This window comes from Amycolatopsis xylanica (genome assembly GCF_900107045.1).
GTDB lineage: Bacteria > Actinomycetota > Actinomycetes > Mycobacteriales > Pseudonocardiaceae > Amycolatopsis > Amycolatopsis xylanica.
Map to the genome: position 1 here is coordinate 569,415 of NZ_FNON01000005.1, position 14,896 is coordinate 584,310.

Here is a 14,896-nt window from a genome sequence, read left to right on the forward strand (position 1 = left end):
TCCGGGGCTAATGGCAGCAGTGGTGGGGGTGGGCGGGGGGTTCGCCGTCGGCGCAGGGGAGGAGGACCGGGCCGACCCCGGGGAGCGCGGCCGCGCGGGCGGCGGCGAGGAGGGCGTCGGCGGCCTGGCGGCCGTTCTCACCGGTGCGGGACATCCGGGCCGCGATCAGGCCGGCGACCAGTGGGGTCGAGAACGAGGTGCCGCTCCAGCGGGCCAGGCCGGTGAACTCGCGGCGTTCGCCGGCGTGCGGGGGTTCTTCGCAGACGAAGGTGCCGGTGGCGTAGGCGTTGACGAGCTGCTCGCCCGGCGCGTAGACGTCGACCCAGCCGCCGAAGTCGCTGAAGGACGCGCGGGTGCGCCAGTTGGCCGAGAGCGCGCCGACCGAGACCGCCCACGGGAAGGCCGCGGGCCAGAACGGGCCGCGGTCGCCGTCGTTGCCCGCCGCCGCGACGAGGACGACGCCTTTGTAGTGCCGCAGCCGGTTCTGGTAGAAGACCTCGAAGCCGAGCAGCGGCAGGTTGTCGCGCGTCCGGCCGCCCGCGGACAGGCTGATGACGTCGGGCATCTCGTTCAGGGTGGCGTCGAGTCCCTTGACGATCTCCGACTCGAACTGCGCGCCCGCGTTGCGCAGCCCGGCTTCGACGATCACCGTCGAACGCGGCGCCATGCAGCGGACCACGCCCGCGATGAACGTGCCGTGCCCCGCGTACGGCTGGATCAGGTTGCCGGGACCGAACGGGTTCTCGATGTCACCGGTGACACCGGAAAGCCAAGCATGCTCGGCGGGCGCGGAAGCCAGCAGCCCGGTGTCCACAACGGACACGACGATGCCGTCACCCGCGTCGCCGGGGCAGACACCGGGATCGGGCTTACATGCAGCGGTGACTTCCGGCTCCGTGGCCGGACAGCAATGCACGGGAGTGATCGACAGTACGTGATTCGGTGTCGCGACGCCGACGCCGAGCCGCGCGTCGACCTCCCGCATCATTTCGGGCACATCCGAGCCCTCGACCCACAGCAGCGTGACGCCGTTCATCATGTGGTCGACGGGTTCGCCGCCCACGATCGCCTGCAGCCTGGCCAGATCCTCGTCGCGCACCAGGCAGTGCTCTTCGTGGTACAGGTACTCGATTTCGTCCTTCTCCCGCCAGTCCGACGGCGCCGCGCCGACCCGCCGATTGCGCTCGGGGTCGCTGAGTTTCGCCAGTATCAGCTCGATCTGTGCTTCGAGCCTGGTGCGGCGCGGCCGCGGTTTCTCCTCGGAAGACACCGGCCCGGTTTACCATCCTTGATGTGACGGGGGAAGGCGGAACCGCCGGGCCTGCGCCGAACGGACCAGCCGAGCTGCTGACCCTCGCCGCGTCGCGCCCGCGCGAGGCGCTGACCCGCGCCCGCGCGCTGCTCGCCGCCTCGCCGGGCCGGGCGGACGCCTCCGTCTGCCGCCAGGTGATCGGCATCGTCCTGCGTGATTTCGGGGACATCGCCGAGTCGATCGGGCAGCTCCGCATCGCGTTGCGGCTCGCGCGCGGCGACCCCGACCGCGAGGCCGACGTGCTCGCGACCCTGGGCGCGACGCTCGTCTACGCCGGGCGCACCAAGCAGGGGCTCGACGCGCTCGGCGAGGCCGTCCGGCTCGCCGGTCCCGGTTTGGCCGGGCGGGTGCTCGTCCGCCGGGGTGTCGCGCTGCACCTGCTGGGACGCCCGCGCGAGGCGATGGACGACCTGCGCCCGGCTATCGCGCTGCTCGACGGCGACCCGATCTGGGCGGCCCGCGCGCTGACCACCCGGGCGTTCGCGCAGCTCGCGCTCGGCGCCACCGAGCGCGCGGACGCCGACATCGGCGCCGCCGCCCGGCTGCTCGCGGAGGCGGGCCAGGAGCTGGAATCGGCGTTCGCCCAGCACAATCGCGGGCTGGTGGCGTCCCGGTCGGGCAACCCGCCGCTCGCGTTGTCCTTCTTCGACGAGGCAGCCAGGCAGTACGCGCGGCTCGAAACGCCCGTGCCCGATCTCAGCCTCGACCGCTGCTCGGTGCTGCTCGCCGCCGGGCTGCCGCGTGACGCGCTCGACGAGGCCGTCTCGGCGATCAAGGTGATCGACGAGATCCGCGGCCAGGCCACCAAGAAGGCCGAACTGCTGCTCGCCGCCGCGACGGCCGCGCTCGCCGCCGGTGACCCCGAGGCCGCGGCCGAGCAGGCGCGCACGGCCTATCGCATGTTCGGCGCGCAGCAGCGGCCGTGGTGGCGGGCGGGCGCTCGGCTACTGGTGCTCCAGGCCCGGTTCGAGAGCGGCGAGGTGAGCGGCGGCCTGCTGCGCCAGGCCGAACTGACCGCGAAGGCGTTGGCGGACCTGGGATCCGAGCAGGCGTTGCGCGCGCATCTGCTGGCAGGCCGGATTGCGCTGGCCAGGAACAAGCGGGCGGTGGCCGAGCGGCATTTCGCGGCCGTCACCCCGGCCCGCCGCAGCGGCCCGGCACTGTCGCGTGTGGAGGGTTGGCTCGCCGAGGCACTGCGCGCGGAGGCCGCGGGCGACGCCCGCCGGATGCTCAGCGCCTGCCGGACCGGGCTCGACCTGGTCGACGGCTACCGGCTCACCCTCGGCGCCTCGGAACTGCGCGCGCACGCGACCGCCCACGGCGCCGAGCTCGCCGCGATGGCGCAGCGGTACGTCCTGCGCGCGCATCCGCCGCGCAGCCTGCTCGTGTGGAGCGAGCGCTGGCGGGCGGCCGCGCTGGCGGTGCCGAGGGTCGCGCCGCCGGACGATCCGGCGCTGCAGTCCGAGCTGACCGCGTTGCGCGAGGTCAGCAGCCTGGCCACGGCCGCCTCCCGCCGGGAACAGCGGCGGCTGGAGAACTCGATCCGCGCGAGGGTGTTGCGGACCCAGGGCGGCGGCGAGTTCGACGGGAACCGCCTCGACGTGCACGCGCTGCTCGACGCGCTCGGCCCGGCGCGGCTGCTCGAGATCGTCGACGTCGACGGCGAGCTGCACGTGCTGGTCTGCGGCGCGGGCGAGGTGCGCCGGTTCGCGGCGGGCCCGGTCGCCGAAGCCGGTCGTGAGGCCGATTTCGCCCGCCTCGGCCTGAAAACACTGGGCGCCAACCGCACGACGCGGCGCGTGGATCCGTCGCTCGGCATGGTCGAGTTCACCGGCGAGCGCCTCGAACGGCTGCTGCTCGGCGACGCGGCAGGCCACCTCGGCGACGGCCCGGTGATCGTGGTGCCGCCCGCCGCGCTGCACGCGATCCCGTGGGCGGTGCTGCCCGCGCTGCGGCACCGCGAGCTGAGCGTCGCGCCGTCCGCGAGCGTCTGGCTGCGCGCCAGGAACGCCGCCGCGCCGCGCCGCCGTGACGTCGTGCTGGTGCGCGGCCCCGGCCTGGAGACCGGGGGAGCCGAGGTGCCCGCGCTCGCCAAGGAGTACGACCACGTCGTCGAACTCGGGCAGGGCGCGGCCACCGCCGGCCGGGTGCTCGGCGCGCTCGACGGCGCCTGGCTCGCGCACATCGCGGCACACGGCACGTTCCGCGCGGACAGCCCGATGTTCTCCTCGCTGCGGATGGACGACGGCCCGCTGACCGTGCACGACTTCGAACGCCTCCGCCGCGCGCCGCACCGGCTCGTGCTCTCCAGCTGCGATTCCGGGCGGCTCGCCACCACCGGCGCCGACGAGCTGCTCGGGCTGACCAGCAGCCTGGTCCCGCTCGGCACGGCCGGGATCATCGCGAGCGTGGTCCCGGTCAACGACGCCGCCGTCGTCCCGCTGATGGTCGAGACGCACCGCCACCTGCGCCGGGGCGCCTCGCTCGCGGGCGCGCTGAACGCGGCCCGGCACGCGCTGCGCGACGATCAGCTGGTGACGGTGACTGGCTTGTCGTTCATAGCGTTGGGCGCTGGGTGAGACCGGGATAAAGCGGGCTTTATCCCGGGAAAAGCGTCCGGGATAAAGCCCGCTTTATCCCGGTCGCCTGATGCCGGAGTCGACCACCTTCACGGGCTTGTGGGGGAACCTGCGTTCGGCGTGCTCCTTCGCGGGCGACCCGGGGGTGACGTAGAGCGTCTCCACCTTGTCCTGCAAGGGTTTCAGCACGGTCGCCATGAACTCCTTGCGGTCCTCCAGATACGGCGACAGCACGTCCTCGCCCGCCGGGCACACCGCCATGCAGTACGCGGCCTTGTAGTTCGGCTTGAACGACAGGCTCTGCCACATCGAGGCGTTCTCCGAATCCGTGACCCGCGAACGGAACTCGGCCGCGTCGGAGCTGTCCGCGATCGTTTGGGCCCAGTCGGTGAAGCCGCCCATGAACTCGCGGTAGTTGTGCGTCGAGCAGGCGGCGAAGTCGAAGGCGCCGTCCTTCGAGATCGCGCCGATCGGGCAGGCGGCGACGCACAATTTGCATTCCAGGCACGGGTTGTAGTCCAGCTCGGCCCCGTAGGAGCTGACCTCCGCGTCGACCAGGAGCGTCGCCAGCAGGATGAAGTTGCCGAACTTCGGGTGGATCACGTTGCGGTGGATGCCCATCGCGCCGAGGCCCGCCGCCACCGCGACCGGTTTGTGCGCGACCACCCAGATGCGCCCTGGCCACCGGTCCATCTCCATCGGGAAGGTGGCCGACGGGTTCAGCGCGCGGTAGCCCGCGTCCTGCAGCGCGCGCACGATCGTGCGCGCGGCCTCGTTGATGATCTCGCCGCTGCGGTGGAACTCCTGGTTCGCGACGCTGCGCGCGGGCGTGCGGACGTTGTCGCGGTTCATCCGGACCACGAGCGAGATCAGCGACCGCGTGCCGGGCAGCGCGCCGAGTACGTGCGGCCGCTCGCTCGCCAGGTCCGGATGGTCGAGCGGGACGGCCGCCGCGTCGTCAGCGCCCGCCGCCAGGCAGAGTTCACGCAGCCAGGCCGCGTCGATCACCGGAGACGGCTTCTCGGCCGGTTTGGCCTGGACCGCGCGAACCGACGGGTGGTCGGCGAGCTTCTTGGGCAGGGTCACAGCAGTTCCAGGATGGTCGCGTTGGCCTGGCCGCCGCCTTCGCACATGGTCTGCAGGCCGTAGCGCGCGCCGCGCTGCTGCATCGCGGCCAGCAGGGTGCCCATCAGGCGGGTCCCGCTCGCGCCGAGCGGGTGGCCGAGCGCGATGGCGCCGCCGTTGACGTTGACCTTCGCCGGGTCGGCGCCGGTCTCCTGCAGCCAGGCCAGCACCACGCTCGCGAACGCCTCGTTGACCTCGAACAGGTCGATGTCCGCCAGCGTGAGGCCCGCGTTGCGCAGCACGCGCTCGGTCGCCGGGATGACGCCGGTCAGCATGAGCAGCGGGTCCGAGCCGGTGACGGCGAAACTGTGCAGCCTCGCACGCGGGCGCAGGCCCAGCTTCGCGGCCGTCTCGCTGGACGTGATCAGCATGGCCGACGCGCCGTCGTTGATCGGGCTGCTGTTGCCCGCGGTGACCGACCACTCGATCTGCGGGAACCGGCTGGCCATGGCCGGGTCGTGGAACGCCGGCTTGAGTCCACTGAGGACGTCCACTGTGGTGAACGGCCGCACGGACTCGTCCATGGTCACCCCGTTGATCGGCACGACCTGGCTCGCGAACCGGCCCTGGGCGTGCGCCAGCGCGGCCTTGTGGTGCGACTGGGCGGCGAACTCGTCCATCGCCTCGCGGCGCAGTGACCACTTGGCGGCGATGAGCTCGGCGCTGATCCCTTGCGGGACAAGGCCTTCCGGGTAGCGCTCGGCGATACCAGGCCCGAACGGGTCGGCGCCGGGCGGCACGTTCGACCACATCGGCACCCGGCTCATCGACTCGACGCCGCCCGCGATGACCACGTCGTACGCCCCGGACATGACGCCCTGCGCGGCGAAGTGCACGGCCTGCTGGCTGCTGCCGCACTGCCGGTCGATGGTGGTGGCGGGCACCGTCTCCGGGAAGCCCGCGGCCAGGACGGCCCAGCGGGTGGTGTTCTGCGCCTGCTCGCCGACCTGGTCGACGGCGCCGCCGATGACGTCGTCCACCAGCGCCGGGTCGACGCCGGTGCGCCGCACGAGCCGGTCGAGCACGTGGGCGAAGAGGTTCACCGGGTGCACGTCGTGGAGTGCGCCGCCCGGCTTGCCCTTGCCCATCGGCGTGCGGACGGCGTCCACGATGACCGCGTCACGCATGACTGCCTCCTGATACGAGTGAGTTGGAAAGTCCAACTCACTGTCGCACCACCTCGGTTGGAAATCAAGACTGACTCAGGTTAGAGTCGGGGGATGGCGAAACAAGCCAGGGAATGCTCGATCGCGAACGCGCTCGAGGTCATCGGTGAGCGCTGGAGCCTGCTCGCGCTGCGCGAGGTCTTCTTCGGCGTCCGCCGGTTCGACCAGATCGCGCAGAACACCGGGGCCAGCCGCGACATCCTCGCCACCCGGCTGCGCAAGCTCGTCGACGCCGGGCTCCTGGAGAAGAAGCAGTACGAGCTGCACCCGCCGCGCTTCGAGTACGTGCTCACCGACGCGGGCCGCTCGCTCAACCTGGTGCTGCTGCAGCTGATGCACTGGGGTGACCGGCATGTCACCGAGGGGCCGCCGCCCACGGTCTGGCGGCACGCCTGCGGCGAGATCCTCGAACCCAAGACCGTCTGCGCGCACTGCGACGCGCCGATCGAATCGGCCGACATGAGCCTGGTCCGCAGCTCGCTCGCGACAATCCACCCGAACGTAGCATCCGACCCCTAGGCTTGGAGCGCACCAAGCGCGTACCGAGGGGATGGCAGATGGCGGTCGAGGAATACGAACAAGACGGCGTGTGGGTGATCCACGCGCGGCCGGACGAGGAGACTCCCGGACGGCCGCCGCTCGTCTTCGTGCACGGCGGCCAGCACGCGTCGTGGAGCTTCGACCACCTGGTGCCGTTCTTCGCCGACCGCGGCTGGGAGTGCCTCGCCTTCGACTGGTTCAACCACGGCCGCTCCCGCAAGACCGACGCCGAGACCTTTCTCAAGCGGGGCATCGGCGACGTCACCACCGAGATCGCCATCGTCTCGTCGCTGGCGGACGGCCCGCCACTGCTGGTCGGCCACAGCATGGGCGCCGCCGCGTCCATGGCCTACGCGGCCGAGAACGCCGTCGCGGGCCTCGTACTGCTGACCCCCGTGCTGCCCGCCGGCATCGGCGAAAGCGAGACCTCGGAGGCGGGCGAGTTCCCGGTCGACATGGAGCAGCTGTTCCCGCCGCTGCCGCTGGCCCGCGCCCGCGAGCTGTTCTTCACCTCACTGGACGAGGTGTCGGCGCGCCGTTATACCCGGCTGCTGACCGCGGAGTCGCCGGTCGCGGTCAGGCAGGCGGCCGAAAGCTCACTCGAGGTCGACCTCGACGCGTTCGACGTGCCCTCGCTGGTGATCGCGGGCGGCAAGGACCGGATGTGCGCGCCCGCCTCGCAGGAGAAGCTGGCGACCGTGCTCGGGTCGGAGTACTTCGTGCTCGAGTCCGCCGGTCATGACGACGTGCTGCTGCACCACGCGGCCTGGCAGGTCGTCGCGGCCCGGATCCACGACTGGCTCGCCGACACCCTCTAGACCGGGATAAAGCGGGCTTTATCCCGCAGCGGAGTAAAGCCCGCTTTATCCCGGGGTGCTCAGCCGACCAGGTTCACCTGCTCCAGCAGCGCGGGGTCCAGGTCGTCCGGCGAGCCCGTGCCCGCGACGCGGTGGTCCTCGCCGAAGACGACGCACCGGTCCGCGATGCGGGGCAGGACGTCCAGGTCGTGCGTGGCGTGCACGATCGTCTTGCCCGCCGCCGCCAGCTGCTCGATCAGGTCGATGAGCCAGCGGCGGCTGCGGGGGTCGAGCGCGGCCGTCGGCTCGTCGAACAGGAGGATCTCGGGGTTCATCGCGAGCACGCTCGCGATCGCGACCTTCTTCTTCTGGCCGCCCGAAAGCTGGAACGGCGTCCGGTCGGCGAGGCCGGTGATCCCGAGCATCGCGAGGACGTCCGCGACCCGGCCTTCGGTCTCCGCCGGGGAAAGGCCGAGCTGGGCCGGTCCGAACGCGACTTCCTCGGTGACGGTGGGGGAGAAGACCTGGGCGTCGGAGTTCTGGAACACGAACCCCACCCGGCCGCGGAAGGCGGCCGAGAACTGCTCGTCCTCCAGCAGGTCTTCGGTCACCTCATGGCCGAAAGCCGTGTAGCGGCCCGAATCGGGGAAGAGCAGGCCGTCGAGGATCTTGAGCAGGGTCGACTTGCCGCAGCCGTTCGCGCCGAGCAGCGCCAGGCGCTCGCCCGCGTGGACTTCGAGGGAGACACCGTCGAGCGCGGTGAACCGGCCGAGGTAGGCGAAGCGCAGGTTTTCGCAGCGTAGCAACGGTTCAGCCACGGTAACCCCGCGAAACCATGGCCTGGTGGACCTCCTCGGCCAGGTACTGGGCCTTCCCGAGCACCGCCCCCGCCGACGCCGCGACGAACCGGCGTGCCGCGCGGTCGTGCCGCTGCCTGCCCACGGACCGGGCCTTGCGGGCCTCGTACATCTCCAGCACGACCGTGAGCAGATGGAACAGGTACCGGTACGCCATCCCGACGATCTGCACGAACATCCTCGGCACGCCCAGGCCCCGCAACCCCGCGAGCAGGCGTGGCCACGAGGTCGTGGAACTGAGCAGGACCACCAAAGACACCGAGACCGCTACCCGCAGCACGATGAGCGCCGCCGAGTTCAGGCCCTGCGCCGTGAAACCCTGCGGCCGTCCGTTCCAGTGCCACAGCGTCAGTACGATCCGGCCCGGCGTGACCAGGCTGAGCGTCGCGGGCAGGACCATGATCCCGGTGAAGATCGGCACGAACAGCCACACCCGCTTCAGCGACACCAGCACCGGCAAGCCGGACAACGCGCCGAGGCCGAGCGTCGCGAGATAAAACGCGCCGAGCAGCCATGGCGTGTGCGTGAAACCCACCGCTATAAGAAGGCCGAAGACGGTCACGATCTTCAGACGGGGGTCGAGGCGTTGCAGGAAACCGTTATGCCGCGCCAAGTCTTCCGAGAACAGCATCTGCCGAAGTAGGCTCGCGCCGCCCTTCAGCGTCTTCTCGACGAAGGAACCCTTGGCGCGCTTGCCGACGCAGCCGCACGGGCAGAGCGCGGGCTCGCGTTCGAGCAGCCAGGCGGGTGCGGTCACCGCCTGGTCCTGACCTTGCCGATGAGGAACACGGTCGTCCCGACCACGGCCACCCCGATCGCCGCGCACACCACGTACGCCAGCCACGGCGGCCCGCCGAAGCTGTAGCCGTCGAACAGGATCGCCGTCCAGACCCGGGAGCTTTCCGGCGCGTCCTCGCCGAACGCCTCGCCGGAGGCCAGCAGGCCCAGCGGCGTCAACACGACCAGCACCCCGATCGCGGCCCATCCCAGCGAGGGGCGCTTCAGTTCCGAGTCGTTGGCCCGCAGCAACGGCAGGTTCGCCCGTTGCAGGTACGCGACGACCCCGCCGCTCAGCGCGGCCTCCGCGAACCCGGCGACCAGCAGGTGCGCCAGCAGCATCGCGGGGATCGTCTGCGACAGGTGATACGGCGAATAGAGCGGCGCGCCCGCCGCGTCGTGGAACAGCGACGGCTGGATCCCGAGTTCGATCCCGGTCAGCACCGCGGCGACGGTGATGCCGACATACCCGCCGACCGCCGCCGCGAGCACGCGGCGCGGGCTGGTCAGCTCGGACTTCCCGGAGATCAGCTTGTACAGCCCGTACGCCACGAAAGGCATGGCCACGGCCATGTTCGCCACATTCGCGCCATACGCGAGCACCCCGCCGTCACCGAACAGCAAGGCCTGGAACAGCAGCGCGACCGCCACCGCGATCATCGCCGCCCATGGCCCGAGCACGATCGCGATCACCCCGGCACCGACCGCGTGCGCGGTGGTCCCGTCGGGGATCGGGATGTTGAACATCATCACCAGGAAGCTGACCGCGGAGAACATCGCCAGCGTCGGCACCTGCCGGGTCTTGACCACGGTCTTCACCTTGCGCACGGCCACCGCCAGCGCGGGCACCGCGACCGCGTAGCCCGCCGCGCAGGTCGCGGGGCTCAGATAGCCGTCAGGGATATGCACGTCACTCAGTGAACGCCGCATCCGCCACTGATTCAAGGGTCAACACATGATCAGATGCTCAGGTATCACATCGCGTCGTTGGCCTGGGCGGTCGTGGCGGCGAGCAGGTCTTCGCGGGCACGGGCGACCCGGGAGCGGATGGTGCCGACCGGGCAGCCGCAGACCTCGGACGCCTCCTCGTAGGACAGGCCGAGCACCTGCGTGAGGACCAGCACCTCGCGCCGGTCCCCGTCGAGCGCGTCGAGCAGGAGGCCGAGTTCGACCAGGTCCTCGAAGCCGGAGCCGCGCGGGGCCTGGCGCTCGGCGGCGGCCTCCCAGTCGGTGTGATCGGAGATCTTGGGCCGGGCGCCCGCGGCGCGGTACTGGTCGACCACCACGCGGCGGCCGATCGAGAGCAGCCAGGTGCGCGACGAGGACCGGCCCTCGAACCGGCGCAGGCTCTGGAACGCGCGCAGGTACGTCTCCTGCGTGAGGTCGTCGGCCGAGCGGGGCTCGGTGAGGTGGGCGAGGAACCGCCACACGTCCGCCTGCGTGGCCCGCACCCAGGCTTCGAGTGCTTTACGGTCGCCGCGGCCCGCCGCGATCGCCAATGCGGTGGTCCGTTCGTCTTCGCCTGTACCGGCCATGATCCGTGATCTTAGGGCAGCCACCTGAGCGCTTCTTAAGTTTTGGGACGCCTATCGGGGGAACCTCAGCGGAACCTCACCGGCCGCTCGATGGCGCCGCCCAGCAGGCAGAGCGCCGCTTCGCCGTGGGGCGGGCCGATGAGCTGGGCGCCGACCGGGAGGCCGTCGTCGTCGGTGCCCGCGGGCACGCTCAGCGCGGGGTGGCCGGTGGCCGAGGCGAGTGCGGTGAGCCGCGTGTAGGCCGATTCGATCGGCTCGGCGTGGCCGTTGACCGAGACGGTCGGCGCGTCCGTCCAGGTCGCGGTGACCGGTACCGTCGGTACCAGCAGTGCCGAAAGTCCTTGCCGCGAAAGGACTTCCTCGAGCTCGCGGCGGACGGCCGCTGCCACCCGCAGCGCACGCAGATAGTCCGTTGTGGACACCAGGCCGCCCTCGCGGATCAGCGCGGCCATGGGGCCGGTCAGGCCGTCCGGCTGGCCGGCGAGCGGCCCGGACCACAGCGCGGCGGCCTCGGCCAGCATGATCACCGAGGCCGCGGCCTGCGCGTGCGAGCGGGCCAGCGGCAGCGCGATGGTCACCAGGTCGGCGCCCGCCGACCGCAACCCGGCCGCGGCGTGCGCGAGCACCGCCGCGACGGCCGGGCTGACGTGGTGTTCCCACAGGTGACCCGGCCAGCCGACGCGCAGGCCGTCGACGTCTTCTGGCGCCGGGGTGACGGCCCCGCCGAGCACGCGGTACGCGGCCAGGCACTCGGCGGCCGTCCGCGCGAGCGGGCCGACGGTGTCGAGCGAGGGCGCGAGCGGGGTGACGCCGCGGCGTGAGACCGTGCCCGCCGTCGGGCGCAGGCCCGCCACCCCGCAGAGCGCGGCCGGGATGCGCAGCGAGCCAGCCGTGTCGGTGGCGAGCGCCAGCGCGGCGGTGCCGTCGGCGACCGAGACGGCCGCGCCGCCGCTGGCCCCGCCCGCGTTCCGGCGCGGGTCGAGCGGGTGCGCGCAGCCGGGAGTCGTGACGCCCCAAGCGAGTTCGCCGACCCGCGTCCGTCCGGTGAGGACGGCGCCCGCGCGCCGCAGCCTGGCCACCGCGCTCGCGTCTTCGACCGGCAGGCGATGGCCCAGTCCCGGGGTGCCGTTGCGGGTCCACTGGCCTTCGATGTCGATGGTGTCGCTGACCGAGTACCGCACCCCGCGCAGCTTCCGGACGACACCGTGGCCCGCCTCGTCATCGAAGGCCGGGTCGCCCAGCGGGGCTTCCCGTACTGCTTCGACGGCAGCCCAGTCCACAGTTGAGACATGGTAGTCCTGTGACCGGACCGCACACCCAGCGTGAAATGACAAGTCTTTTCAAGCAAGATCAAAATTCTTGCCCGGCTCCGGCTATAGTTAGTAAATTAGTCCCGGACGGGCGAGGACCTGCGTGACCATCCCGCGGCCCGGTCGTCCCTGAGTCGTGGGTGGGGCACGGCCAACCCCCAGTTTCAGGTGGTGTCCCACTCACGACGACGCGTACTGCGTGAACTCGATCCGCGCGACCGGCGGGCTCAGGTTCGCGTACAGCGAGCCGGTGAGCGCCTTCAGCAGGCGCCAGCCGAACGAGCCCGCGTCCGCCGTCCAGAGCGTCGGCACCGTGACGGTCACGTGCACCTCGTCCGCGAGCGTCCACAAGCGACACTGCAGCGCTTCGAGCGGGTTGGCGACCGCGATCAGCAGCGCGCACGCCTCGTCCACCGCCATCTTCAGGTCGGCGACGCCGTCCGGCCCGAAGCCGGCGCGGACGGCGACGCCCTCGGTCACCGTTCTGAGCAACGCCAGCTGCCGGGGTTCGGCGGGCAGCCGCACATCGACGGCGCCGTCGAGCAGCGCAGGCGGGCTCGGGTCCTGTGCTTGTCCGTTCCAGTGGGAGGCCATGGAAACGGAGTACCCAATCAGCGCGAGGCTGACACAGGCCACGCGGAAAGTGCCGCGCGGCTTTCGAACCGGCGTGGTTCCCCGGTCAGCGGATCGGTGAATTCCAGCGTCTTCGCGAGCAATTGCAGCGGGCTGGAGAAATCGTCGAGCGGCGTCTCGTGCAGCACCGGATAGAAGTCGTCGTTGACGATCGGCAGCCCGAGCCCGCTCATGTGCAGCCGCAGCTGATGGGTGCGCCCGGTGTGCGGGGTCAGCCGGTAACGCCCCAGGTCACCGCGGTGTTCCAGCAGCTCGATGTGGCTTTCCGCGTTGGGCTCGCCGGGCACCTCGTACGCGGTGATCACGCCGCGTTCCTTGACGATCCGGCTCCGCACGGTCGCAGGCAGCGGGACATTCGCGTCATACGCCGCGATCGCCTCGTATTCCTTGCGCACCGCGCGGTCCTTGAAAAGGTTTTGGTACGCGCCGCGATGCGCTGGCGTGATCACGAACATCACCAGCCCGGCGGTGACCCGGTCCAGCCGGTGCGCGGGACTCAGCGCCGGCAGATCGAGCGACCGCCGCAATCGCACGAGCGCGGTTTCCAGAATGTGCTGGCCACGCGGAATGGTCGCCAGGAAATGCGGTTTGTCGACCACCAGCAGGTGCTCGTCGCGGTGCACGATGCCGATGTCGAACGGCACCGGCACCTCGACCGGCAGGTCACGGTGGAACCAGATGAACGAGTTCGGCACGAACGGCGCGTCCGGGCCGAGCGGGCCGTCGAGCCCGACGATCCGGCCCAGCCGGAGCATCTCGTCGATCCGGCCGGGATCGAGCCGCGGCAGCCGCTCGACCAGGTGCTCGCGCAGGGTCAGCCAAGGACCCTCAGCCGGCATCTTCAGCCGTGCCGGGTCCAGGCCGTGCCGCTGCGGCAACGGCGGCTGGAGCTTGCGTCTCACCCTCGAACCCTAACCGGGCCACCCGCTTGCGCCGCACCGCCCACCATGCCAGGCCACAGGCCAGCCAGGCGAGCAGCGCTACGGCGATCGACGTGGTCAGCTGCTTGCCCAGCACCCAGGCCTCCACCGCGAGCACGCCCAGCCCGATCGCGACCAGCACCCGGTGCACGGCCGGGCGCAGCCGGAACGGCGCCGCGGCCTCCTCGGCGGGGAAACGCTTGCGCAGCCGCAGGGACGCCGTGATGATCACCGCGAGCGCCACGATCTCGGCGATCGACGCCGCCCCCGCCAGCGCCTCGATGCTGAACTCGCCGATCACCGGCGCGATCCCGATCAGGTACAGCCCGGTCAGCAGCCAGTACGGCGTCCCGTGGCGGTTCAGCGCGCCCGCCCGGCGCGGGAACCAGCCGTCGCCGATGGCCGCGAGCACCGGCCGGGTGGCGGCCATCATCAGCGCGTTGATGTGCCCGATCACCGAGACCACCGCGCCGCCGAGCACGAAGAACGCGAACCAGCCCGACGAGAGGATGTGCTTGGCCACCACGGTCATCGGCTGCCCGGCGGTCTCCGAGACCGGCAGGATCGCGACCGACGGCAGCGCCATCAGGAAGTACAGGATCGCGGCCGTCGCCGTGCCGCCGATGATGGCGAGCGGGATGTCGCGGCCGGGGCGTTTCATCTCGCGGCCCATCTCGGCGACGTAGGTGCCGCCGTTGGTCGCGAAGGTCAGCAGCGCCGCCGCGGCCAGCAGCTGGCCGACCCCGTTCGGCGCCACCTCGGTCACCGCGGACCAGCGGACCTGCTTCATCCCGGTGATGGCGTAGGCGAGGAACGCGACCAGCATGATCCCGGCGAGCACCAGCCCCAGCCGGTTGGAAAAGCTGATCTGGAACAGGTTCGCGACGAAGAACAGCGTCAGCAGGCCGAGCGCGAACGGCGCGACCGGCACCGAAGGCGAGAGCGCGTGGACGTACTCGGCCGCCGTCAGCGCCATCAGGCTCAGCTGGGTCGTGACGATCACCGCCAGCAGCATCGTCAGGTATCCGGCCGACGGCCCGATCAGCCGGGCCGCGTAGCTGTAGCGTGCCCCGGTCACCGGGAGCGCGCTGCCGACCGCCGCGTACGGGATCGAGCAGAGGATCACCGTCAGCGCCGCCATCAGGTACGCGACCGGCGCGCCGGTGCCGGTGATCGCGATGGCCGCGCCGGTCAGCGCGATCACCCCACCGCCGACGATCTGGTGGAACGAGATGCTCAGCGCCTGCGGCAGCGTGATCGTGCGCCGCAGGCCGGCGTCCACGGTGTCGGCCATGGTTCTCCTTCGGAAGTCGTAGGAGAAGGATCAACCGGTATCGGCCGGAAA

The 14,896-nt window shown here is 71.3% G+C and carries 14 protein-coding genes; 3 read left to right on the forward strand and 11 right to left on the reverse strand.

Annotated elements, in window-relative coordinates:
• Window positions 1–7 precede the first annotated feature (7 nt).
• Complete coding sequence (locus BLV57_RS25465) at window positions 8–1,270, reverse strand: S8 family peptidase (RefSeq protein ID WP_091292772.1); 1,263 nt, start codon at window positions 1,268–1,270, stop codon at window positions 8–10.
• 23 nt (window positions 1,271–1,293) lie between these two features.
• On the opposite strand from BLV57_RS25465, the gene BLV57_RS25470 reads away from it, so the two are divergent.
• Entirely contained in the window at window positions 1,294–3,891 is a 2,598-nt protein-coding gene (locus BLV57_RS25470) for a CHAT domain-containing protein (protein WP_091292774.1), read from the forward strand.
• Between the two features lie 54 nt (window positions 3,892–3,945).
• Here BLV57_RS25470 and BLV57_RS25475 read toward each other — a convergent pair whose 3' ends face one another.
• On the reverse strand, window positions 3,946–4,977 hold the full coding sequence (locus tag BLV57_RS25475) for a 4Fe-4S binding protein (protein ID WP_091292775.1): 1,032 nt from the start codon (window positions 4,975–4,977) through the stop codon (window positions 3,946–3,948).
• Window positions 4,974–6,143 carry a thiolase family protein gene (locus BLV57_RS25480; protein WP_091292777.1) on the reverse strand — a complete coding sequence of 390 codons (1,170 nt, stop codon included), beginning with the start codon at window positions 6,141–6,143 and terminating at the stop codon, window positions 4,974–4,976. The genes BLV57_RS25475 and BLV57_RS25480 overlap by 4 nt, the downstream gene beginning before the upstream one ends.
• A 93-nt stretch (window positions 6,144–6,236) precedes the next feature.
• Between BLV57_RS25480 and BLV57_RS25485 the strand changes: the two genes are divergently transcribed.
• Window positions 6,237–6,701 carry a winged helix-turn-helix transcriptional regulator gene (locus BLV57_RS25485; RefSeq protein WP_091292778.1) on the forward strand — a complete coding sequence of 155 codons (465 nt, stop codon included), beginning with the start codon at window positions 6,237–6,239 and terminating at the stop codon, window positions 6,699–6,701.
• Between the two features lie 38 nt (window positions 6,702–6,739).
• Window positions 6,740–7,540 carry an alpha/beta hydrolase gene (locus BLV57_RS25490; RefSeq protein WP_091292780.1) on the forward strand — a complete coding sequence of 267 codons (801 nt, stop codon included), beginning with the start codon at window positions 6,740–6,742 and terminating at the stop codon, window positions 7,538–7,540.
• 59 nt (window positions 7,541–7,599) lie between these two features.
• Here the strand turns inward: BLV57_RS25490 and BLV57_RS25495 are convergent, their stop codons facing one another.
• The 8 genes from BLV57_RS25495 to BLV57_RS25530 form a co-directional block, all read right to left on the reverse strand.
• The gene (locus BLV57_RS25495; RefSeq protein WP_091292781.1) at window positions 7,600–8,337 is read right to left on the reverse strand and encodes an energy-coupling factor ABC transporter ATP-binding protein; all 738 of its coding nucleotides are present in this window, start codon (window positions 8,335–8,337) and stop codon (window positions 7,600–7,602) included.
• On the reverse strand, window positions 8,330–9,133 hold the full coding sequence (gene cbiQ, locus BLV57_RS25500; protein WP_091292783.1) for a cobalt ECF transporter T component CbiQ: 804 nt from the start codon (window positions 9,131–9,133) through the stop codon (window positions 8,330–8,332). Before cbiQ ends, BLV57_RS25495 begins: the two co-directional genes overlap by 8 nt.
• Window positions 9,130–10,062, reverse strand: a complete 933-nt coding sequence (gene cbiM / locus BLV57_RS25505) for a cobalt transporter CbiM (RefSeq protein WP_091293241.1) — start codon at window positions 10,060–10,062, stop codon at window positions 9,130–9,132. The genes cbiQ and cbiM overlap by 4 nt, the downstream gene beginning before the upstream one ends.
• Window positions 10,063–10,127: 65 nt before the next feature.
• A complete protein-coding gene (locus tag BLV57_RS25510) occupies window positions 10,128–10,688 on the reverse strand; it encodes a sigma-70 family RNA polymerase sigma factor (RefSeq protein ID WP_091292785.1) in 561 nt (186 codons plus the stop codon).
• 65 nt (window positions 10,689–10,753) lie between these two features.
• Window positions 10,754–11,968: an amidase gene (locus BLV57_RS25515; protein WP_176968803.1), complete on the reverse strand. Its 1,215-nt coding sequence runs from the start codon at window positions 11,966–11,968 to the stop codon at window positions 10,754–10,756.
• Window positions 11,969–12,178: 210 nt separating this feature from the next.
• On the reverse strand, window positions 12,179–12,592 hold the full coding sequence (locus tag BLV57_RS25520; protein ID WP_091292788.1) for an ATP-binding protein: 414 nt from the start codon (window positions 12,590–12,592) through the stop codon (window positions 12,179–12,181).
• 17 nt (window positions 12,593–12,609) lie between these two features.
• A complete protein-coding gene (locus BLV57_RS25525) occupies window positions 12,610–13,533 on the reverse strand; it encodes an RluA family pseudouridine synthase (RefSeq protein WP_091292789.1) in 924 nt (307 codons plus the stop codon).
• Window positions 13,460–14,845: an APC family permease gene (locus BLV57_RS25530; protein ID WP_091292791.1), complete on the reverse strand. Its 1,386-nt coding sequence runs from the start codon at window positions 14,843–14,845 to the stop codon at window positions 13,460–13,462. The genes BLV57_RS25525 and BLV57_RS25530 overlap by 74 nt, the downstream gene beginning before the upstream one ends.
• Between the last annotated feature and the right edge of the window lie 51 nt (window positions 14,846–14,896).

Coding starts and splice junctions, on each gene's coding strand:
- BLV57_RS25480 (WP_091292777.1), bottom strand. CDS start 6,143: ATGCGTGACGCGGTCATCGTGGACGCCGTCCGCACGCCGATGGGCAAG.
- BLV57_RS25485 (WP_091292778.1), top strand. CDS start 6,237: ATGGCGAAACAAGCCAGGGAATGCTCGATCGCGAACGCGCTCGAGGTC.
- BLV57_RS25490 (WP_091292780.1), top strand. CDS start 6,740: ATGGCGGTCGAGGAATACGAACAAGACGGCGTGTGGGTGATCCACGCG.
- BLV57_RS25510 (WP_091292785.1), bottom strand. CDS start 10,688: ATGGCCGGTACAGGCGAAGACGAACGGACCACCGCATTGGCGATCGCG.
- BLV57_RS25520 (WP_091292788.1), bottom strand. CDS start 12,592: ATGGCCTCCCACTGGAACGGACAAGCACAGGACCCGAGCCCGCCTGCG.
- BLV57_RS25530 (WP_091292791.1), bottom strand. CDS start 14,845: ATGGCCGACACCGTGGACGCCGGCCTGCGGCGCACGATCACGCTGCCG.